Annotated in this window: 21 protein-coding genes and 1 pseudogene; 9 read left to right on the forward strand and 13 right to left on the reverse strand. The window is 38.4% G+C overall.

Annotated elements, in window-relative coordinates; all coding sequences use genetic code 11:
• The first annotated feature begins 45 nt into the window (after nt 1–45).
• Nucleotides 46–579, forward strand: a complete 534-nt coding sequence (gene def, locus CFPU101_RS06630) for a peptide deformylase (RefSeq protein WP_206814536.1) — start codon at nt 46–48, stop codon at nt 577–579.
• The gene (locus CFPU101_RS06635; RefSeq protein ID WP_206814537.1) at nt 576–1,484 is read left to right on the forward strand and encodes an ROK family protein; all 909 of its coding nucleotides are present in this window, start codon (nt 576–578) and stop codon (nt 1,482–1,484) included. The genes def and CFPU101_RS06635 overlap by 4 nt, the downstream gene beginning before the upstream one ends.
• Nucleotides 1,485–1,576: 92 nt before the next feature.
• On the opposite strand, the gene CFPU101_RS06640 is transcribed toward CFPU101_RS06635, so the two are convergent.
• The 3 genes and pseudogenes from CFPU101_RS06640 to CFPU101_RS06650 all read right to left on the reverse strand — a co-directional run bounded on the left by CFPU101_RS06640 (nt 1,577) and on the right by CFPU101_RS06650 (nt 5,545).
• Nucleotides 1,577–4,279: a phycobilisome rod-core linker polypeptide gene (locus CFPU101_RS06640; RefSeq protein ID WP_206814538.1), complete on the reverse strand. Its 2,703-nt coding sequence runs from the start codon at nt 4,277–4,279 to the stop codon at nt 1,577–1,579.
• Between the two features lie 241 nt (nt 4,280–4,520).
• The gene (locus CFPU101_RS06645) at nt 4,521–4,850 is read right to left on the reverse strand and encodes a hypothetical protein (RefSeq protein WP_206814539.1); all 330 of its coding nucleotides are present in this window, start codon (nt 4,848–4,850) and stop codon (nt 4,521–4,523) included.
• A 118-nt stretch (nt 4,851–4,968) separates the two neighbouring features.
• Nucleotides 4,969–5,545 (reverse strand): annotated as a pseudogene (locus CFPU101_RS06650) (Uma2 family endonuclease).
• Nucleotides 5,546–5,690: 145 nt separating this feature from the next.
• On the opposite strand from CFPU101_RS06650, the gene CFPU101_RS06655 reads away from it, so the two are divergent.
• The gene (locus CFPU101_RS06655) at nt 5,691–6,881 is read left to right on the forward strand and encodes a bifunctional 2-polyprenyl-6-hydroxyphenol methylase/3-demethylubiquinol 3-O-methyltransferase UbiG (protein ID WP_206814540.1); all 1,191 of its coding nucleotides are present in this window, start codon (nt 5,691–5,693) and stop codon (nt 6,879–6,881) included.
• 44 nt (nt 6,882–6,925) lie between these two features.
• Here the strand turns inward: CFPU101_RS06655 and ftsY are convergent, their stop codons facing one another.
• The 4 genes from ftsY to CFPU101_RS06675 form a co-directional block, all read right to left on the reverse strand.
• A complete protein-coding gene (gene ftsY / locus CFPU101_RS06660; protein WP_206814541.1) occupies nt 6,926–8,299 on the reverse strand; it encodes a signal recognition particle-docking protein FtsY in 1,374 nt (457 codons plus the stop codon).
• 144 nt (nt 8,300–8,443) lie between these two features.
• Nucleotides 8,444–9,634 carry a TRC40/GET3/ArsA family transport-energizing ATPase gene (locus tag CFPU101_RS06665; RefSeq protein WP_206814542.1) on the reverse strand — a complete coding sequence of 397 codons (1,191 nt, stop codon included), beginning with the start codon at nt 9,632–9,634 and terminating at the stop codon, nt 8,444–8,446.
• Nucleotides 9,635–9,689: 55 nt separating this feature from the next.
• Complete coding sequence (locus CFPU101_RS06670) at nt 9,690–10,073, reverse strand: DUF2358 domain-containing protein (protein ID WP_206814543.1); 384 nt, start codon at nt 10,071–10,073, stop codon at nt 9,690–9,692.
• A 13-nt stretch (nt 10,074–10,086) separates the two neighbouring features.
• A complete protein-coding gene (locus tag CFPU101_RS06675; RefSeq protein WP_206814544.1) occupies nt 10,087–10,881 on the reverse strand; it encodes an endonuclease/exonuclease/phosphatase family protein in 795 nt (264 codons plus the stop codon).
• A gap of 92 nt (nt 10,882–10,973) precedes the next feature.
• Here CFPU101_RS06675 and CFPU101_RS06680 point away from each other — a divergent pair, with 92 nt between their 5' ends.
• From CFPU101_RS06680 to CFPU101_RS06690, 3 genes are all read left to right on the forward strand, one after another.
• Nucleotides 10,974–11,606, forward strand: coding sequence for a type I restriction enzyme HsdR N-terminal domain-containing protein (locus CFPU101_RS06680; protein ID WP_206814545.1), 633 nt, complete (start codon nt 10,974–10,976; stop codon nt 11,604–11,606).
• Nucleotide 11,607: 1 nt separating this feature from the next.
• A complete protein-coding gene (locus CFPU101_RS06685; RefSeq protein ID WP_206814546.1) occupies nt 11,608–12,567 on the forward strand; it encodes a DUF362 domain-containing protein in 960 nt (319 codons plus the stop codon).
• Nucleotides 12,568–13,211: 644 nt separating this feature from the next.
• Complete coding sequence (locus CFPU101_RS06690) at nt 13,212–13,724, forward strand: inorganic diphosphatase (RefSeq protein WP_206814547.1); 513 nt, start codon at nt 13,212–13,214, stop codon at nt 13,722–13,724.
• A gap of 92 nt (nt 13,725–13,816) precedes the next feature.
• Here CFPU101_RS06690 and CFPU101_RS06695 read toward each other — a convergent pair whose 3' ends face one another.
• Entirely contained in the window at nt 13,817–14,302 is a 486-nt protein-coding gene (locus CFPU101_RS06695) for a glutathione peroxidase (RefSeq protein ID WP_206814548.1), read from the reverse strand.
• Between the two features lie 146 nt (nt 14,303–14,448).
• Between CFPU101_RS06695 and CFPU101_RS06700 the strand changes: the two genes are divergently transcribed.
• Nucleotides 14,449–15,312 (forward strand): dienelactone hydrolase family protein, encoded by an 864-nt coding sequence (locus CFPU101_RS06700; RefSeq protein WP_206814549.1) that lies wholly within the window; start codon nt 14,449–14,451, stop codon nt 15,310–15,312.
• 4 nt (nt 15,313–15,316) lie between these two features.
• Here CFPU101_RS06700 and CFPU101_RS06705 read toward each other — a convergent pair whose 3' ends face one another.
• Complete coding sequence (locus CFPU101_RS06705) at nt 15,317–15,880, reverse strand: Uma2 family endonuclease (RefSeq protein WP_206814550.1); 564 nt, start codon at nt 15,878–15,880, stop codon at nt 15,317–15,319.
• Nucleotides 15,881–15,988: 108 nt separating this feature from the next.
• Here CFPU101_RS06705 and CFPU101_RS06710 point away from each other — a divergent pair, with 108 nt between their 5' ends.
• Nucleotides 15,989–16,459: a hypothetical protein gene (locus tag CFPU101_RS06710; RefSeq protein WP_242577801.1), complete on the forward strand. Its 471-nt coding sequence runs from the start codon at nt 15,989–15,991 to the stop codon at nt 16,457–16,459.
• Between the two features lie 2 nt (nt 16,460–16,461).
• Here CFPU101_RS06710 and CFPU101_RS06715 read toward each other — a convergent pair whose 3' ends face one another.
• The 3 genes from CFPU101_RS06715 to CFPU101_RS06725 form a co-directional block, all read right to left on the reverse strand.
• Entirely contained in the window at nt 16,462–17,142 is a 681-nt protein-coding gene (locus CFPU101_RS06715; RefSeq protein ID WP_206814634.1) for a lipoate--protein ligase family protein, read from the reverse strand.
• A 66-nt stretch (nt 17,143–17,208) separates the two neighbouring features.
• Entirely contained in the window at nt 17,209–17,688 is a 480-nt protein-coding gene (locus CFPU101_RS06720) for a YbjN domain-containing protein (RefSeq protein WP_206814551.1), read from the reverse strand.
• Between the two features lie 85 nt (nt 17,689–17,773).
• Complete coding sequence (locus CFPU101_RS06725) at nt 17,774–19,006, reverse strand: serpin family protein (protein ID WP_206814552.1); 1,233 nt, start codon at nt 19,004–19,006, stop codon at nt 17,774–17,776.
• 388 nt (nt 19,007–19,394) lie between these two features.
• On the opposite strand from CFPU101_RS06725, the gene CFPU101_RS06730 reads away from it, so the two are divergent.
• The gene (locus CFPU101_RS06730) at nt 19,395–20,408 is read left to right on the forward strand and encodes a diacylglycerol kinase family protein (protein ID WP_206814553.1); all 1,014 of its coding nucleotides are present in this window, start codon (nt 19,395–19,397) and stop codon (nt 20,406–20,408) included.
• Here the strand turns inward: CFPU101_RS06730 and CFPU101_RS06735 are convergent.
• Nucleotides 20,355–21,026, reverse strand: coding sequence for a phosphatase PAP2 family protein (locus tag CFPU101_RS06735; RefSeq protein WP_206814554.1), 672 nt, complete (start codon nt 21,024–21,026; stop codon nt 20,355–20,357). The two genes, CFPU101_RS06730 and CFPU101_RS06735, sit on opposite strands and share 54 nt — an antisense overlap.
• Nucleotides 21,027–21,117: the final 91 nt, after the last annotated feature.

Consider the following 21,117-nt stretch of genomic DNA (forward strand, 5'->3'; position numbering starts at 1 on the left):
TTGATTTAAACAATTAACTATTCATCATAAATCACTTAAACATTCATGACTGAAGTTTTACAGATTGTCCAATTGGGACACGAAATTTTAAGAAGTATCGCTTCTCCTGTCGAAAATATTAGTGATCCAACACTTCAAAAATTAATTGATGCGCTCATTCATACGGCGAAAACGGCGAATGGAGTCGGGATAGCTGCCCCACAAGTCGCCCAGTCCTATCGTTTGTTTATTGTTGCCTCTCGTCCAAATTCTCGGTATCCTGACGCGCCAGAAATGGAACCTACCGCCATGATTAACCCTGTAATCGTTGATGTTTATAATGAACAGGTCAAAGGTTGGGAAGGTTGTTTAAGTGTATCTGGTTTTCGGGGTTTAGTGCCGCGTTATCAGACGATTAAAGTTGAATATCAAGATCGAGAGGGAAAATTACACAGTCAAGTTTTTAGTGATTTTGTGGCGAGAATTATTCAACATGAATTAGATCATTTAGATGGTTTAGTTTTTTTAGACCGTTTAGAAAGTACGCAAGACCTTTATACTGAGCAAGAGTATGAGCAAATCTTAAAAGAAGCATCATGAGCAATCAGCCATCGACGGTTATTGGAATTGATTTAGGGGGAACCGCGATTAAGTTAGGACGCTTTTTAGCGGATGGAACCTGTTTAGATTCTTTAACCATTCCCACGCCTCAACCCGCTACACCAGAAGCCGTTACAGAAGCACTTGCTACAGCCGTTCAACAAATTAATGCTGATGGAACGTGTGTAGCCATCGGACTCGGAACACCAGGCCCCGCCGACGCAACCGGAAGAATTGCTAAAGTGGCGATTAACTTAACAGGATGGTTTGATGTCCCTTTAGCAGAATGGTTAGAAACAGCAACCCATTTACCGACTATTCTCGCTAATGATGCTAATTGTGCAGGTTTGGGGGAAGCATGGCTAGGTGCAGGACAAAACTATAAAAATTTAATCCTTTTGACATTAGGGACAGGTGTCGGAGGAGCAGTTATTCTCGATGAGAAGCTATTTACAGGTCATCAGGGAGCCGCTGCCGAGTTAGGACTGATTACCATTAATTTAGATGGCCCGCCCTGTAATAGCGGAAATCTAGGCTCTTTAGAACAATATATTTCAATCGGTGCGATTCGCCGTCTGACTGGAAAAGAACCTATCGAATTAGGATTAGCCGCCGAAAAAGGAGAACTTGAAGCGATCGAATTTTGGCATCAGTACGGCAGGCTGTTAGGAGCAGGGTTAGCGAGTTTAATTTATGTTTTAACGCCAGAAGTTATTATTATTGGTGGTGGAATCAGTGCTAGTGCTAAATATTTTTTAGGTGCAGCAGAAAAAGAAATTGAAAGACGGGTTTTACCGATTTCGCGTGTGGGATTAAAATTACTAACCGCCCAATTAGGGAATAATGCGGGAATGGTCGGGGCGGCAAAATTAGCATGGCAAATGGTGAGCCAAAAATCTGCATAAACAATAAGCTTTAAACCCTTTCTGCCACTATAAAAAAAAGAGGCGTATGATTTACACCTCTTGTTCATTAACGACTTTTTATTTGAAAGTGATTAACCACCGACTTTCACTACTGGTTTAAAACTGGGAACAACTACCTCGCTATCTTGCTTGGTGAGTTTGTTATACAGTTTTTCAGTGTTGGGGAAGTTAGCAGCAGGTAAGGTGGGGAAACGACGATAGGGGACAGTATCTTCGCTAAAGAGTTGGAGATATTCCATACTGTTTACCATCGAGCGAATAAACCCACGAATCCCTTGAGTAGCCAGAATTTGGTTATATTTCTGGATCTCTTTTTGATTGAGTGGCGCACGTCCTAAGAAATGCTTCGTACCCAATTCAATCACTTTAGTGTTGGGATAGGGAGTGTAGAACTCTTTGATGTAGAGATCAGAATTTCCTAAACCTTCAATGAACTCTTTAACCGTAATCTCGCCATTGCTTAACTTACTTTCAAGTGCGGTAAATTCAGCTTGGATGATATAGGGTTCGAGATCCCGTTCAAAGATTTGACGATAGGCCGCACGAATGACAGTTTTCACGCCTACTTTATCTGCTAAAGAGGTCAGTTTAAAGGTCTTCGTTTGTTCGCGCTGTGTACTAACCCCTTGATTAACACGGAGTTTAATTTCGGGTTCACTACGAATTGCACTCACTTGACCTAACTCGATAAAGCGTGGAGTTTCTTCTTTATCAACTCGTTGTCCGATATCTTCTTTGATCGCTCCGACTCTTGCACCGCGTAGTTGTAGACCACCAGGGGTTAGATAACGCTCATAAGGAACGGTATCCTCGCCAAAAGCTTCGTTATATTCTGGACTATCAATAATTGCGTCAATTAAAGCATAGAACCCTTTTTTGGCACAAATATCGAAATACTGATTCATTTCCTGACGACCATAAGTCGGACGACCTAATAGACGACGGTGAATGTATTCGATCGCTTTAACCACATACAATGGTGTCCAGTAGATCTTACGGAAGGCTTCAGATTTCGCCAAGGTTTTGATAAACTCGCGTAGGCTAATATCGCCGTTTTCGAGTTTAATTTCTGCAACACTGAGGCGTTGTCCTTCGTAGGGCATTCGTCCAAAGACCTGACGATAAGCAGCATTGATGACTTTTTGCGTTGAGCTTTCGCCAAATTTAACGCTAGCACCGTTACTGCTACCGGGTAACTCATTGTTGAGACGGAAGACTTTGGGCCCTAATGTACCTGGGAATTCTCCTCTAGCTTCGGGGTTGCTATTTTGGTTATTAATTGCAGGCCCTTGGTGAATCAGAATCCGTTTGGTATCTTTGCTAAAAGGTGCAGGACTTGTATTCGGGTTACGGGTTTCTTTCGGGAAAATCGCGCCGAATTGGATTTCTAGGGGATCGTTTCCAGCACCATAAACGTGTTGATCGGGTAGAGGGCGATCGTATTTAGCAAAAGTGGTGACAAATTGCGGGACTTTGCGGAAAGGTGCGCTGTAGTTAAACAGATCTTGCTGCATTCCCCAGTTACGACACTCTTGCGCTTCTGTTCCCAGTCCTCGCAGATAAGGAACGGTTTCTTCACCAAAGTAATCGGAATACTCTTGAGAATCGACTAAAGCATCAACGAGAGCAGCTAAACCACCTTCAGAGACGATCGAGAAGTATTTCTGTACTTCTTCTCTAGAGCTTGGCCCACGACCGAGGAAGTGACGGAAGGCTAATTCAAGAGCGCGGCTATTAATAAACGGCTCAAAGAATTGTTGGCGATACAGGGGTGATTTTCCTAAACGGCGGACAAATTCTTTCATTGTAATAGTACCGTTTTTCACCTGTGATTCCAGATTGGAAATCGACTGGCTATAAGCACGAGTAATATCTCTTTCAAAAATTTGACGATAGGCCGCTTTGATCACTGAGATTTTTTCAGTATCGGATAAACCCGTCTTCATCACGAATTTTTGTCGTTTCTCTGCCGCGTTGAAATAACTCTGAGGTAGGGTCAATCCTTGTTGATCCGAGGAAGGACGCTGACGCAGTTTATTCGACGGTGTGGGGGCTTTAAATTCGTTAATTAGGATGTTAAAGTAGTCGCTGATAATCTCTGCGCCTTCTAGATCTCTTTGGAAATATTCCAATGAAGCCGCCCGCATTTCTTGTAGAGCTACAATGGTGGCATCGGTTGAACAGGCGTTCTCGATTACTTCCCGTAGACCACGAGTATTAACGACGAGAATATTGGGATCACCTGCAACGATCGCATAAGTCGTGTAGCGTAGGAACCATGATAAGTCCCGTAACGACTTTTGCATATTTGCCGGTCCATAACGAGAAATGTTAATAGGACGGAACCCTGGGGGGATCGGGCCAGATGAGTTGAAGATGGCACGGAAACCACCTAAACGACCACCACCACCATTACCTCCTTCAGCGTAAGTGACGGTGCCGAGTTTCATCCCTTCTCGCACATTTTCCGTTTTTTTGGCGACTGCACCAACCATAATCGGCTCGACGGGGGGCTTTTCAAGATAAGCCATAGGAGATCCCCCAGTAAAGATCCGATTAGCGGCGCGAGACACGATGAGATCAGAGTTTCTGGTTAACGTTTGGGCAATTGCCAGACGTTGGCTACCAGAGCTAAAGTAAGCAACTAATTCGTTTAATTCAGCTTTAGCTAAATAGCGATCTTGCTGTTCAGCTTGGATAATCGCTGATACAGGGACTGTTTGATAAAGTTGGGGACGTGCTAACGAGCTTCCACCACTTGCCTTAACACTCATTGGATTTTAACTATCTCCCATTGACAATGATTGCGTTTCTACTCCTTCTGGAGTGATGAGATCCGCAACATCTTGTTTAAAACCAGATGTTTAAAATTTCAGTCAGCATCTAGATTAAACTGTTTCGTGCTTTCTGAGGACGTTTGTTAAAAATTGTATAGAATTATTTATCAAAACTTTGAGTTTGAATTGATGAAGGATGATTGCCTAGGTAATCTTTACAGTAGACTAAACGCCTTGATTATGGTATTGAATCATCTCCCTGACTCGCTCTCCTTAAATATCGTACCTCTTTAAGCAAAATATTAAACCTCTGATCCGATTTTGCTTGTCGTTGTTTAAATAATTCCATTTCTTGTTTATGTAACTCCATGTCTCGCTGATGTTGAGCCGCAACTTGTAGCAGGGCTTGTGCTGTGATTCTTAATCCATCTACACTATCGCCCACAGTATCTAAACCCTTTCGCGTGTTAAGGACACTATCTCTTAATGTATTGACACTCTCTCGAAGTTCAATCACACTTACAGCTAAATCATTTAACATTTCATCTGTCCACCGTTGAACTGTCATTGTCTTCGCTCAATTTCTTGATTATTTTACTGAATAATAGTGGTTTAAGTATGATATGGCTTTTTTAGTGACGTTAGTGTTGCTTTTTTCTCTGATTTAAACATTTCAAAACCAGAAATTACATTAATTCCAGTTCTGCATCTTCATAAAGTTCGAGAAAAGAAGCGGTTAAGTTGATGCTTTGAAGGGTAAAAGTTTGGTCAATGGGAGTATACGTCTGTAATACCCATAAATTCTGCTCATTGCGCCGAAAGATTTCGACTCTTCGGTGTTTAGTGTTAACAATCACGTATTCTTCTAGACTATCAAGCGTTTGATAATCGTTAAATTTGTCACCTCGATCAAAGGCTTCAGTAGAGTTAGAAAGAACTTCTACAATCAGTTTTGGAAAGCGTTTATAGGTCGATGTTTCTCGATCTTGTGGGTTACAGGTAACAAGCAAATCGGGATAATAAAAAACGGTTTCTTTTTTCGATTTGAGCTTTAACATCAGCAAAATAAACCCGACCGTTTGTCCCGCGTAGATGGTTACGAATTAATGAGGCGAAATTTAAGGCAATGGTGTTATGAGTGTCAGTCGTTCCCGACATTGCGTAAACTTGACCGTCTATATATTCGTGCTTAATCGGGCTTTCTTCTTCGAGCTTAAGATATTCTTCGACGGTTAAAAAGATCTCATCAGATAGAGCAACCATATAAAATCCAGCTTAGATAAGAATAAAACAAGATGCGTCGTTACATTATTTATTTTATGTTCAACAAAAAGCTTTCTACCATTCATTTCTCTGGCTCGTTCTATGGCAAACTAAGTAAAGACGCGCCTAAAAATTGATTAAGCTCATGACCAACGATACATCCCGTAGAGAAGCGGTACAACGCCTTTATAATACTTATCCTTTTCCTCCTGAACCTTTACTGGATGAACCACCACCCGGCTATAATTGGCGATGGAATTGGACTGCTGCTTATAGTTTCTGTACTGGACAAAAACCAACCCGCTTCGATGTCCGAATTTTAGATGCTGGTTGCGGTACTGGTGTTGGAACAGAGTATCTAATTTTCCTTAATCCTGATGCGGAAATTGTCGGGATAGATCTGAGCGAAAAAGCGTTAGAAATTGCTCAAGAAAGATGCCAAAGATCAGGGGTTATCGCTTCTCACAATGCTTCTGTTTCATTTCATCATATCAATATCGAAAATGCTGATCAAATCTCTGGAGAATTCGATTTAATTAATTGTGTCGGGGTTTTACATCATTTGCCTGATCCGATTAAAGGAATTCAAGCTTTAGCCAAAAAATTAGCCCCTGGTGGGTTGTTTCATATTTTTGTTTATGCTGAGTTGGGACGTTGGGAAATTCAACTAATGCAACAAGCGATCGCACTTCTTCAAGGGGAGAGAAAAGGCGATTACAAAGATGGTGTTTTTGTTGGTCGTCAGATTTTTAATTCATTGCCAGAAAATAATCGAATTGTCAAGCGAGAAAAAGAACGATGGTCATTAGAAAACCACAGAGATGAATCTTTTGCTGATATGTATGTTCATCCTCAAGAAGTGGATTACAACATTAATACTCTATTTGAATTGATTGACGCTTCAGGTTTAGAGTTTATTGGTTTTTCTAATCCCCAATACTGGCAATTAGAGCGTTTATTGGGCAAATCACCCGACTTACTGGAACGCACTAAACATTTAAGCGAGCGAGAAAAATATCGTTTGATAGAACTTTTAGATCCTGAAATTACTCACTATGAGTTTTTCTTGGGTAAACCACCTATCCTAAAAACCGACTGGTCAAATGATCAGTTTTTACTGGCTGCTGTTCCTGAAATTCATCCCTGTATGCACGGTTGGCCGAGTCCAACACTGCTTAATTTAGATTATCAACCGATTACATTAGCCCCAGAAGAATTTAGGTTTATGCAGTTGTGTGATGGAAAAACTGTCGGTGAGATCATCCCAGAAACCGATCTCAGTTTAGACGGAGTGCGATCGCTCCAACAAAAACAGTTAATTATTCTATCGACATAGTTTGAAGGGTTAAGGGCGATCCCTCAACTTTTTTTACCCTAAATTTAGCCATTTAAAAGAGCTTCGACAAACTCATAACTCGAAAAGGGTCTTAGATCCTCAATTCCTTCACCTGCACCAATAAAGCGAATGGGTAGGTTTAATTCTTGTACGACTGCTAAAGCGACTCCACCTTTAGCGGTTCCATCTAATTTAGTTAAAACTACGCCACTGAGTTGTGCTGCTTCGGCGAATACCTGCGCTTGACGGAGACCATTTTGCCCCAAGGTAGCATCTAAGACCAATAATGACTCTACATGAGCGTTACTGGCTTTTTTATCGACAATACGGCGAATTTTAGTCAATTCGTCCATTAAATTTTTCTTGTTCTGTAAACGTCCTGCGGTATCCACTAATAAGAGTTCAGTATTTCTTGCTTGTGCTGCTGCGATGCCATCAAAGACGACGGCGGCGGGGTCAGTATTTTTACCAGGGTTAGCGATGACTTCTGTGCCACTGCGATCGCCCCAGACTTTGACCTGTTCCACTGCGGCGGCCCGAAAGGTATCTGCTGCGGCAATCATACAACTATAACCCGATTTTTGGGCTAGATTGGCGAGTTTACCGATAGTAGTGGTTTTACCTACGCCATTGACTCCCGTCAGTAACCAAATATTCAGCTTACCTTTTTCGGGTTCAAAACCGATATCTTCTACATCTTTGAGAGGACTATCAAGGATTTCTTGTAAAATTTCTTTGAGGTATTCTAAAGCTTGGTTAGACGGTAAAGACTCTTGACGTAGTTTTGTTTGTAGTGCATCTATAATCTGATCAGTTGCCTCTACTCCGACATCGGCTTGTAGTAATAAAGATTCAATATCAGAAACCGCATCTTGATTGAGTGGCCCCTGTCCTACAATGGATTTAAGCTGATTAACTAATCCTCGTCTAGTTTTACCAAGTCCTCGGCGAAGCCGTTTAAGCCAGTTGATTTCTTCTTCGGAAACATCTTCCGCTTTTCGTCCTTGTTTAGCTAAAACATTGGCTGACCAAACAAATTCTTCATCGATATCATCGGTTTGGGTCGTTGTTTCTGGTTCGTCTGCTGGTGATGTAATTGCCGTTTCTTTGAGTTGTTCGAGTCGGGCTGATTTTTGCATCCAAGCGGGGCCTGATGCGGTTACTGTTTCTTCTGCTGTCTCGCTAGTTTCTGCCTCGGTTGGGTTGACTTCTGTCGTCTCTTGTGCTTTGCGTTGTTGAATATTTTTAAATGCAGCTTTTGCCCAGTTGAGTTGATTTTTCTCGGTTACTTCTTCGCTTGACTCAACGGTTGTATCTTGATCTTCTACTACGATAGGCTGTTGTTCTTGTTCTTGTTCTTGTTCCTGTTCTTGGGGTTGATTAGAGGAACTATGCTGACGACGAAACCAGTTAAACATTCAAGGACGATGGTAAGAATATAAGGGGTGTATGTCTATCTTACTGAAAAAAGAGAAATACTTATGAGTGTTCAAGATTGGGTTTGGAGACTAAACCCCTACTACAATTAGATTAGAAATTTAATAGGGGTTTGATTGCCAATTTTAAGCGGCAACTGCACCAGTAAACCGAATTTTCAGATAATCATCTTCCATTTTTGCCCCAGAGGGTTTTAGGGCGGCTAAGGCTTGCGGTAAAACTAAATTACGACGATGATTACCGATACGGATATTTAGTTCATCTCCTGTTTTATTGAGTTGGACTTGTTCTTTAGGTATTCCAGGTAAATACAATTCTAGGCTGTAGTTATTTTTGTCTTGAACAACGCGAATTGTATTTTCTTTGTAATAAACTTGTGTTGGATCTTCTCCTGATGAGAAAAGCGTATTTTTGAGGCGTTCTAGGGCTTCTAAACCGCACATTTCCTCAGAGTATAGGGGTACTTCCTTGACGGGTAAGGGGTGGAAATTATCGTAAATCTCTTGTTTATAAAATTGCTGGTTTTCTTTCCATTTTTGAAAAAAAGGATCTGTGACTTGATTGGGTATAATGCGGTTAGCCACAATGAGATCCGTTGCTACATTGTATAAACTAAGATAAGCATGAGCGCGTAAAGACTCTTTGATCACCATTTTTTCGGGGTTAGTAACCAAACGTACCGATGTTTGAGTATTATCGGTTAAAACTTTTTCTAATGCTTCGATTTGTTCATAAAATTCGTAGGGTGCATCCATTACTTCTTTGTCGGGAAGTGAAAAACCAGCGATCGGTCTAAAAATTGGTTCTACAAGGGGTCTTAAGGCGGCTGACATTCCTTGTAACGGCTTGTAAAATCTTCTCATATACCAGCCACTCACTTCGGGTAAACTGAGTAGGCGTAGGGCGGTTCCAGTGGGTGCAGAATCGATAATGAGAACATCATAGGTTCCCTCATCGTAGTGTCGTTTCATCCGTACTAAGCCAAAAATTTCATCCATTCCGGGCAAAATGGCTAATTCTTCGGCTTGGACTCCTTCTAAACCTCTTGCTTGCAAAACTTGGGTAATGTAGCGTTTGACAGCCCCCCAGTTTTGTTCTAGTTCCATCAGTGCATCAAGTTCAGCCCCCCACAAATTAGGTTGAACTTGTTTCGGCTCATGTCCTAATTCTAAATCAAAACTATCGGCTAAAGAATGCGCTGGATCGGTACTTAAAACAAGGGTTTTGTAACCGAGTTCTGCACATTGAAGTCCTGTAGCCGCCGCGACGGAGGTTTTACCGACACCCCCTTTACCTGTCATCAGAATTACACGCATGAGTCCCTATTTCTGAGAAAAATTTACAATACTTATCTTTATTATGACGAGAAAATCAGCGTTTAGGGAATATATGCTGTTTAACGACGTCCCATCGTGAACAATTCCAATAATCGACATGAGAAATAATTTTCTGATTTTCGTCTAAGGTTAACTCAGTTCGCCCTGGAATTGCGATTCGAGGTTGCCAAGGTAAAGGTGTTGTCCAATTGAGTGTCCATTTCAGGTGAATTATGTTTTGTTCTCGATAAATTTCATGGAGATCCATTTTGATATTTTGAAAAAAAGTTCCCATAAATCGAATCATTGCTTTATATTTATTGATTCCACGAAATTCATTTAAAGGATCTTTAAAATAAACTTTATCAGCATACAGATCGTAATGTTGATCAACAGGAAATCGTTGATAATCCTCTTGTAAGATTTCTACAATATTCATAATTCCAATTTAATTAATGTGAATTGTTGACTAAAAACTTGCCAATTACAGGACAATGATCGGAAGGGAATAGATCATCCCATTTTCCTTGATCAACTTTAATCTCTTGTAAGGTGACTCGTCCATCATAATAAATAGTATCAATGGCTAAAAACGGTTTGTCTGTAAAATCATGAAAACTGAGTTGTTTAGAAATTTCAACATCAGACATGGCATCTTTTAAAAAAAGATCATTTGGTAACGGTTGTAAAAAGGTTTGTCTTTCTATTGTATCGGGTGTTGAATTAAAATCTCCTGTCAAGAATAAATAGCTATTTTTAAAATCTAACTCACTTAAACGCTCCATAATTAACTTAGCACCCAGTTTTCTCGCTATTTCACTATTGTGATCTAAGTGGGTGTTGTAGTGAGTAATATTAATGTCTTCCTCTAAGGTTTGAAACTGGCCCCAAGTCACCATACGTGGGTAACTATTTTTCCAATGATGTGTCACACTACCAGGAATTTCTGGTGTTTCACTGAGAGAAAAATCACCTGCTGCTAGACACTTTAAACGCTCAGTATTATAAAAAATTGTACAACGTTCACCCGTATCATTTCCTGTTCTGTCGCGTCCAATACTTTGATAATTTGGTAACATCCGATGTAAGTCTAATAATTGATGAGCTTTTCCTTCTTGGGTACCAATTAAATCAGGTTTATAATGAGTAATTAAAGAGGCGATCGCTTTTCTTCTGAATCGCCAATTTTTATCATCAGGATCGGGTTTATCATAACGAATATTGAGACTAATAATTTTGAGTTGCATTGTTAAAGGATATTAATGATTTAACGTTTTGACTATTTTTTAATTATAATTAGAACTAACCTGATTTTAGAGCAGACTTATTTTATTTTATTATGACACAAACCCTATTCGCTCAATCAATTGGCTTGGATGACTTAATTAGAAACTTTAATCTCAAGCGAGTTGAGGAGCAAGATTTTTTTTATGAATGGCAAGAGAGCTTACCCGATATCTCTGATTTTGAAAAGCAGCAATTAGATAAGGTTAAAGCTGGGTATTGGAATTTACTGGATTATCCTCCTGTTTTAGAAGATATAGTGAGAATGACGATTTTAGATCCGATTTTGTTTATTGGAGATTTTTATCTAAAGCCTTTTTATCTTCGCTCTGAAGAACCTGTAGAAATTGTTACAGAAGACGAAGGAATAGTAATCAAAGGGAGGATGGATACATTAATTTTAAAAGAACAATTTTGGGTAATGGTGATTGAAGCCAAAAAATTATCTTATTCTGTAGAAGAAGGAGTAGCTCAAATTCTAGCTTATATGTTAGCCAATCCTCAACCCGAAAAACCCAATTATGGCATGATTACAAATGGGGGTAGTTTTATGTTTATTAAACTGGTACAAGGAACGATTCCTCAATATGCCACTTCACGTGTTTACATTACTCGCAATCCTGGGAATGAATTGTATGATGTGCTTAGAGTTCTCAAACATTTAACACAAATCGTGATTAATTCTTAATATGTACACAGTTAGTTTAAATCGTGCTAATTCCTATGAACTTTCAGCGTTATATTCTTCTCTTACTACTTTACTAGAACCCCTGGGAGGAATAACCGCTTTTGTTAAACCGGGAGATAGAGTATTACTAAAACCTAATTTATTGACAGGGAGTCGCCCAGGAAAAGAATGTATCACCCGCCCCGAATTAGTTTACTGTGTTGCTAAATTAGTCACTGAAGCAGGGGGCAAACCATTTTTAGGAGATAGCCCCGCGTTTGGGAGTGCGATGGGAGTGGCTAAAACCAATGGTTATCTACCTTTAATGAAAGAATTAGATATTCCTATTATTGAGTTTAAGGGCAAACGCTACGAAACTGAAAGTAATGAGTTTAATCATTTGCGTTTATCTAAAGAAACAATGGATGCAGATGTCGTCATTAATTTACCGAAACTTAAATCCCACGTGCAACTGACTTTAACGATGGGAGTGAAAAATCTTTTTGGTTGTGTACCAGGAAAAATGAAAGCTTGGTGGCACATGGAAGCGGGCAAAGATGCTAACCGTTTTGGAGAGATGCTAGTAGAAACCGCAAAAGCCATTAATCCAGATTTAACCATTATAGACGGCATTATCGGACATGAAGGTAATGGCCCGAGTGGAGGCGAACCCAAATTTTTAGGAATTTTAGGGGCTTCGGCGGATGTATTTGCCTTAGATCGTGCGATGATTGAGATTATAGGCGTAGAACCTCATCTAGTCCCCACTATTGCAGCACAAATTCGTCTAGGTTATTGTTGTGCAGAATCTGAAATTGATTTTCCTCTGCTAAGTCCTTCACAGTTAAGAATTAAGAATTGGAAATTACCAGAAGCTTTAGTCCCTATTGATTTTGGCTTCCCTCGTGTGGTTCGTTCTACATTTAAACATCTTTACATCCGATTAATTAAGGAACCTTTAACTACATATTCCAACAAATAACAGTCATTTATCGATGGTTCGGTTAAATTGGCTACATCAAGATCAAGCTTTCTATCGTAATCTCATTTATATAAAGACATAAAGTCAATATCACCCTCCGATTGCAAAAAAAAGAATGGCTGAGGCTTCGACTGCGTAGTCATCCCAGCTATTCTTCTTATTTAGTTGAATGATTTTTGCTGTGTTTAATCTACAGGGTAATTTCACTTATTTCTTTAGGTATGTTAAAAAATTTAATTAGTGTTTTTGATAAAAATTGGGTACAATAAAAATAAGAGAAAGTTCATTTTGGGAAATCCTTTCAAAAAACGCCTTCTCGATATTGAGTTCAAAAAAATTTTTATGATATCTAGTAGTTCTTCTTCCAAAGTTTCCGATCCTTCTGGTCATAGGTGGGCAAGCTTCATAGGAACGACTATTGCACTTTTAACCTTTACTATTCCTTTATTAGCCATTAGTTACAACTCTTCACCCGATAACAATTTACAGCAAAACAGTTCATCTCTAGTGTCTCAATCTCATCTCAAGGAATAAACAGTTATTTTCACCTGTTCAGATTATCCCACTTGTGGGTAGAATGCTTTTTGATGGGCAAGATATTACGCTTGCCCACATATAATACTGTCTAGCCTTTGGAGAGAATTGTGGATTTATCTCGTATTCCTGCTCAACCTAAATCTGGTTTAATTAATGTTTTAATCGAAATTCCTGCCGGCAGCAAAAATAAATACGAATTTGATAAAGATTTAAACGCCTTTGCTTTGGATCGTGTGCTGTATGCTTCGGTACAATATCCTTATGACTATGGTTTTATTCCCAATACCCTTGCTGATGATGGCGATCCGCTTGATGGTATGGTAATTATGGATCAACCGACTTTTCCTGGTTGTGTGATTGCAGCGCGTCCGATCGGTATGCTAGAAATGGTAGATGGTGGCGATCGTGATGAAAAAATTCTTTGTGTACCCGCAAAAGATCCTCGCTATGCAGAAGTTAAATCCCTTAAAGATCTTGCCCCCCATCGTTTAGAAGAAATTGCCGAATTCTTTAGAACCTATAAAAACCTAGAGAAAAAAGTGACAGAAATTCTGGGATGGAAAGATGTTGATGAAGTCTCTGCTTTAGTTGAAAAATGTATTCAAGCTTATAAGGAATAAATTGATTTATGTTGGGTTCGGAAACCAATTCCCTACAAATTAGACGAAAACTCGATTAATTGTAGGGTTTTGGTCTTCAACCCTTAGTTTTACTATTGATTTAATTCTTTTTCAATCGCTTGTACTAAATCATTAGAGTCTGGTGTCACACCACTTTTATAACGGGCAACGATTTCGCCGTTTTTATTGACTAAAAATTTCTCAAAATTCCAAGATACATCGCCCTTTGGTTCAACTGACTGGGTTAAACGCTGATACAAAGGATGTTTCTGTGATCCAATAGCGTGTACTTTATCAAACAGATCAAAGCTTACGCCATAACTTGTTTCACAAAACTTAGCAATTTGATCATTAGTCCCTGGTTCTTGCGCCCCGAAATCATTGCAAGGAAACCCTAAAACCGCTAATCCTTGGTTTTGATATTTTTTGTTCAGTTGTTCTAAACCCCTATACTGAGATGTATAGCCACAATAGGACGCAACATTCACAATTAATAGAACTTTACCTAAATAGTCGCTTAAAGGTTTATCTTTTCCATCAATGGTTTTAACGGTGATATCGGTGATACTGTTACTCATTGCTTTAATTTTCTAAACATAACTTAATATTCTATCTGAATCGAGTCGAGTAACTGTCTAAGAGTTTCCTAAAATCTAAAAAGATGACTTTTAAAAGTCATAACTGCCAAAATAAATCATAATATCAATTGAATTGAGGCTCAACAATGCGTAAATTTCTGGGACTAGCTACAGTAAGTCTTTTAGTCATATTGCTACTATCTGGACTATTTTCCCCAACCGTAGCACAGGAAACTGCTAGACAACTATGGTCAGCCCATCATAGCGATCATCCTATTCCTACACAGATTATTGCACACAATCCAGATGTTCCAGTTACAGGAGAAACCGTCACCTATGGCACAATTAACGGAAAACCACTAACGGGATATCTTGCTACACCAACCCAAAAAACAAAAGCATTACCCGCAATTATCGTTATCCATGAATGGTGGGGACTCAATGACAATATCAAAAAAATGACTCAAAATTTAGCAGGGCAAGGATACACCGCGTTAGCAGTTGATGTCTATGGCGGCAAAGTGGCGAATAATCCAGATATGGCGATGAAATTAGTCACAGATGCCCTTAAATCGCCTGAAATGATCAAAAATAATCTCCATCAAGCTTACACATATCTAAAACAAGAACAAAAAGCCCCTAAAATTGGCAGTATTGGCTGGTGTTTCGGTGGACGGTTATCATTAGACACAGCTTTATTATTTCCCAAAGAACTTGATGCAGCGGTGATTTATTATGGGGCAAATATGGAAACTAATCCAGAAAAGCTAAAAACGCTACAAATGCCCATTTTAGGAATTTTTGCCCAATTAGATAAAAATCCACCCGTCACGACGGTAAAACAATTTGAAACAACGCTTAAAACATTAGGTAAACCTGCTGAAATTTACATTTATCCTAATGTGAATCATGCGTTTGCAAATCCTTCAGGAATGAATTATAACGCTGAAGCGGCTGAGGATGCGTGGCACAAAACAACCGTATTTTTAGAAAAACATCTAAAAAATTAAAAGTCTAAACGCATAAAACATCTTGAACACTTAAAGATAAATTGGGAAAAACGGAAGAAACAATTTTTTGATCGCCTAGATAAATTGTTTCTTCATATAATCCTTCATCTAAAATTAAAATAGAAATTTGATTTTTTAGCGGATCAATAATCCAATACTCTGGAATTCCTAAAGCTGCATATTCTGAACGTTTATAGCGATAATCGCGTTTAATTGAATCGGGACTCACTATTTCTACTGCTAAAATAGGATGAGTTTGATCAATAGCTGATTGATCTAAACATTCTCTAACTTGTTCTGAGTCATGAACTGAGACATCCAATAGACGAGATTTACTCCAACCTGTTCTTACTCCCGCTTCTCTGAGACAGATTAAAGGCAAATTCATCCGTTTAATTTCTGCATCAAATGTCCGTTCAAGAAGTTTAGCAATCAATAAATGTCTGTAGGTAGGAGGGTTCATCTGTTCAAGGCTACCATTAACTAATTCATAGCGATTTTCTGTGCCATCATCATATGTACAGTATTCCTCAAAAGTAAATAGCTGTTTTCGGGTTGTCGTTGTCATGGCTGAATCGAGAAATCAATACTACAATTATATATTTGATTGAAAAGCGAAGGATAGGAAATGTTAAATCGTTTATTATACTAATTTTAAATTTATTTTATGGAAAATGTGAATAAATCAAAACTAAATTTATCTGATATTTTACAGAAAAAGCAAAAACAAACAGTTTTTAAACCTTTAAAATGGACAATGATTTTAGGTTTATTTGCTGGATTGATTTATACTGGTTTTCAATTTGCTTTACCTTGGCATTGGCAATTATTTTTAAGATGGTTAGGACGAGGAGGAGATGTCAATACAGTTCCGCCATCTTTATATCAAGAATTAAATAATTTGTGTCAAACTGCTGATCGTAGTCATCATGTCAATGGATATCAAGGAAGTGTGCAAATCGCTTATTCTTTAGGGAAGTTTGAATGTAGACTTTCTCGTGATCAACAATATTGGTTAATTTATGATGTTTATGGTTTTGATTCAACAAAAGAAGCAATGAAAGGTACACCCATTGCTTTTTTGCTAATTAAATTAGCAGGTCAAAATTATACTTATCAAATTAATGCGGTTATTCCTAGAAGATAAAATTATAAATTCTGATCTAAACTTTTAATTTCTTGCCATTCCCTTTCTGATAATGGTTGAGTAATAAACTCTATATTAAAACATTGAGAAGCCGCTTGTAATAAGACATTAGTAATCATTAAAATTGTTGCTGAATTAATAGTAGTAAAGGATAATTGAAGAGACGGAGATGTATTAAAAACTTGCTTAAATAAATCAGAATCAGGATTTAAGAGGATTGAACCATGTTGTAAAATGGCGTTTCCTTGACGAAATTGTGCGCTACCAATCAGTTTATTATTGTATTGATCGACTAAATCTGCATTAGTCGAAGTAGCAAAACAATTCGGTTGCTCCAAATAACTACGACTCGCCTGTCCATAGTGTAACTCAACACCGAGCGATCGCCAACCGATAATCAAAAACTCGCAGATTTGCTGATAAACTTGGCTCAGAGAACCAGAAAAACCAGAACATACCACCATATAGGTTAAATCACCTTGATGCAGTACTGCACGTCCTCCAGTGGGACGACGCACAATATCAATGGGTTGTCCTTGCCAAATGATTTCATGCCATCGAGTCGGATAACGCCGTTGATGATAGCCAAGAGAAATAGCAACGGGTGACCAAGTATAAAAACGGAGTGTTGGCGGATGTAAACCTGAGCTATGTTTTTCTAATAACCATTGGTCAATAGCCATTTGCGTCTGTCCAGATGCTTCTAGTAAAGGAATATACCGCCAAGTCGTTTTTAAGTTCAAATGTACTTAATTTACTCCAAAGGTTTCTTCTAACATCTCATCGTTATCATCAGCAATTGTAGCGACCAAGGTAATAGCGCGGGAAATTTCTTCAGCCGATAAGTCTGCTACTGTTCGTTGAGAGAGAACCACCACTTGTTCATTCATTATCCCAAAGCGTGATTCATACGTTTGAGTCCAATTCATCTCTAAAAGCTTACGCATCAGTCCCACTTCATCTTTAGCGGGTAATTTTAAAACCGATGACCAAACCGTGAATAAATCTTCGTCCGTTTCTCCCGATAGTTGTACAAATACTTCTACAGAACCATAGTCAAATTTCCAAAGATTACCACTCTCTGACTGACTAACCATTGCACTATTGTTTTGTGCCAGACTTGAAATCACTGTTTCGATAATTTCTTTATGAGTGCTATTATCTGCAACAAAATTATCCGTGATTTCTTCTAATCTTTCAGAGTTCATTACTGGGTTTTCAGATGTCATAGTTTTTTCAATTAAATTAAGCGTAATATGATTATACTCTTTGCGGTTTTGCTCATGAATTTTAAGTTAACGTTAAGAATTCATTTTATTCTTGAGGATTAACAATTGTACCCATAAATAGTATAGTTTCAGTTTGTCGATCTTGAATTACACAAAGAAACGGACGATTGACAATCATTGTGAAGGGTGCTTGAGAGGGTAATGCTGATGTTGCACGAATTCCAATCGATGTGACAGCCGCCGCTTCTGTTCCTTTTTCGTTGACTTCAACAAATGTTTTGTGTTTAACTTCACTAACTTCCACTGAAGCATTAGTCATCTTGGAAAAATCAGCCTTTTGAAAGATACGATTCATCCCTAATGTTTTCAGAGTTTCATTAAGATTTGTCTCGTATTCTAATTTAAAACGAGGCATTGCTAATAATCCATTTCTTCTTCTAAACTGACCTGTAAATTGTTTCCATTGTTCGGCATTCAATGGTTCAAGCAAACGATTTACATGACTATTTTCTTTCGGTAAAAATAAATAAAAATTGAGTTGTCCCTCACCATAAGGTAATTTAACGGCTTGAAATTGTTCGGTTTCTAAATAAGCATATTCGCCTTCACGAGACATCATCGAATGTTGTTTCGTTTTTCCATTGGCTAAATAAAAGGTCTGAGGTGTGGTTAATTTTGCATCAAAAGGAGTTTGCCACATTCCTTTAAAATAAATTGCATTAATCAAAAATAGAACATCTTCGGGTTGAATCGAGTCAATAATTTGAGTAATTTTTCCTTGAGTATGATCGCTCACCCATTGATTAATCGTTTTCACTGATCCTAGATCAGTAAAATTAAGACGACTAACTTCTGCTTGATAATACTGCTGACTGTTTTTCAAAAAAGTTTCATTAAATTTAACTTCTTGCCTTGTCCATAATGAATTAGCGATCGTTAATTGAATTTGTTCTTGATTTTTCTGTAAAGCATTTTGTAAAGCTTGGTTTCCCTGATTAATTTCATCTAAACTTAAGCCAATAAATCCCAATGCTTGAGACATATCTTGTTGAGTTTGACCACTTGCACCATTGTAGAGCAGAGAAAGGGCTAAAATCATACTCGCTGGCGAAATAAAAACATTTTCATTTTGACTTTTTTGAACCAGATTAGAAAATAACTTAAAGCTAAACTCAGTATTAGATTGAGTTAATTTTTGATTAGTTATAAAAGTAGGTACATTACCTGATGGAGTCATTGGCTTGGCTTGAGTGTGAATCAAAGGAAATAAACTGCTCAAAAACAAAAAAGTTAAAGATAAAAAAATTGTTCGTTTCATAATTATTCAATCAATTCTAATGAAAAGCTAGGCTCTATGCAAAAAGTAGAGCTTATTTTTTGCTCAGAAAGCAGTATCATTCATCGATGCAAGCAATTAAACCAATGACGTTGATCATACTAAGGTATGAAATCTCATTATATCAGTTTAAAAAAATAGTTAATTACTCTCATTAATAATCGTAAATTAATCTGATAGTGATCAATCTCTAGCAGTAAGTACATATTTACTACAATAGTTAAGTCAAATTGTATGCCTAATGTGATTGAGATTGAAATAATCTAGCTGATGGATGAGTGCAAAAACTAGCTAGGTTTGATAAGGTAAAAAAAGAAAAAACAAATAGCAGGATTTTAAGATCTTTAGGCTTCGATCATAACTAAAAAAAATGAATGCACTATTGATTGTCAACCCCGTTTCTGGAACCCCTTTAAATCCCGATTGGCTGACTGACCTGCTAGAGGTTTTTAAGCAACATAACCTTGAGGTTGAGGTCGAGTTAACTACGCCAGAGGAAGATGGGCAAAATCTAGCGGCTATGGCTGCAAGTTCGGGAATCCCCCTAGTGATTGTTGCTGGAGGAGATGGCACGATAGAAGCCGTTGTACGCGGACTGGCTCATACTCAGACCGTTTTAGGTATCATTCCTTTTGGGACTCGTAATAATCTAGCTGCTAGTCTTAATATTCCAACCGATTTAATTCAAGCAGTAAGAGTGTTAATAGAAGGCGAAAGCTGCCCAATTGATTTAGGAAAAGTCAACGGACACTATTTTTTAGAGGTCGTTGGTGTTGGTTTAGAAGCATCTTTATTTCCATGTGGTGAAGGAGTTAAAGAGGGGGTCAAAAAGAATCATTTTGCTGCAATTAAAAGTATTTTCAGTGGACTTAAGACCTTTTTCGAGTTTAGACATCACCGTTTAGTCTTACGATTTGATGGCAAACGCAAACGGCATCCACGTACTTTACAAGTGAATATTTGTAATAGTCCGCGCTATGGGGTGGAATTTGCCTTAGCTCCCGATGCGAAAATGAATGATGGTAAATTGGATGTAATTTATCTCGACTATCCTTCAAAATGGGATCATTTGCTTCATTTTGTGAGTGCGATGCGCGGTCAAACTTTTGACCATGAACGACTCAGAAATTATCAAGTATCCAAAATTGAGGTTAATGGTTATCCACCGCTAGAAGTTCATGCTGATGGTACTTGTATGGGGCAAACTCCCATTACTGTAGAAGTTGTCCCCAATGCTCTTAAAATTCTGGTTCCAACAACTAAACTAATGGAAGAATTTACCGTAGAGAATAGCAATAGTGATCCAAAAAATTCTTATCAATTAACGGGGTTAAGTCGCTCCAATTTGGGCCAAACCGTAAATACAGGCGACCAACCAGATTAAACCCGCCATCCAACCGCTTAAAACATCGGTTGGCCAATGTACACCCAAATAAACGCGGCTAAATCCGATGATGGTCGATAATGTAACTGCGATCGCCACTGTAATCGCTAAAGGGATACTGAAAAAATGAGTGGCATAAAAAGCTAAAAGCCCATAAAAAGAAATGGCACTCATTGAATGACCACTAGGATAACTATAATCCATTGGACGGTTAGGCGATGCCCAAAGATCAGGACGTTGACGGCGGAAAAAAGATTTAAAAATACCATTGAGTAGCCAAGAACCACCCAAATCAATCGCTAAAATTAAAGCGGCGGCTGCCTGTTGATGGGCAATTAATAAACCACTACTTAAAATCAATAAAGGTATAGTCACTTGTCCTTGGGCTAAAAAAGTAATCGCTTCCATCCAAGTATTGACTACAGAATTGCCACGCGCTTTAAGGGTTAACAAGATCGCTTTTTCAGTGGGTAATAACCATTGCCAAAGGAGGTAGCGGGCGAGAAAAACATTACTTGCTAATACGATCGATCCTGCCACCAATCCACCGATAAAATAGGGGATAAAGCTGAACAAAGACTGACTTAACCAGTAGAAGCGAATGTAAACCTCATCCATTGCCACTTTTAAATCTCCTGCTTATGACATCATTTATCAGGGTATCTGAGTCGCGCACTCTCTGTAAATCGAACTATAGAACGATTTAGTA

The sequence above is a fragment of the Chroococcus sp. FPU101 genome, assembly GCF_017312365.1.
In the GTDB taxonomy this organism is placed as follows: Bacteria; Cyanobacteriota; Cyanobacteriia; order Cyanobacteriales; family Microcystaceae; genus Chroococcus.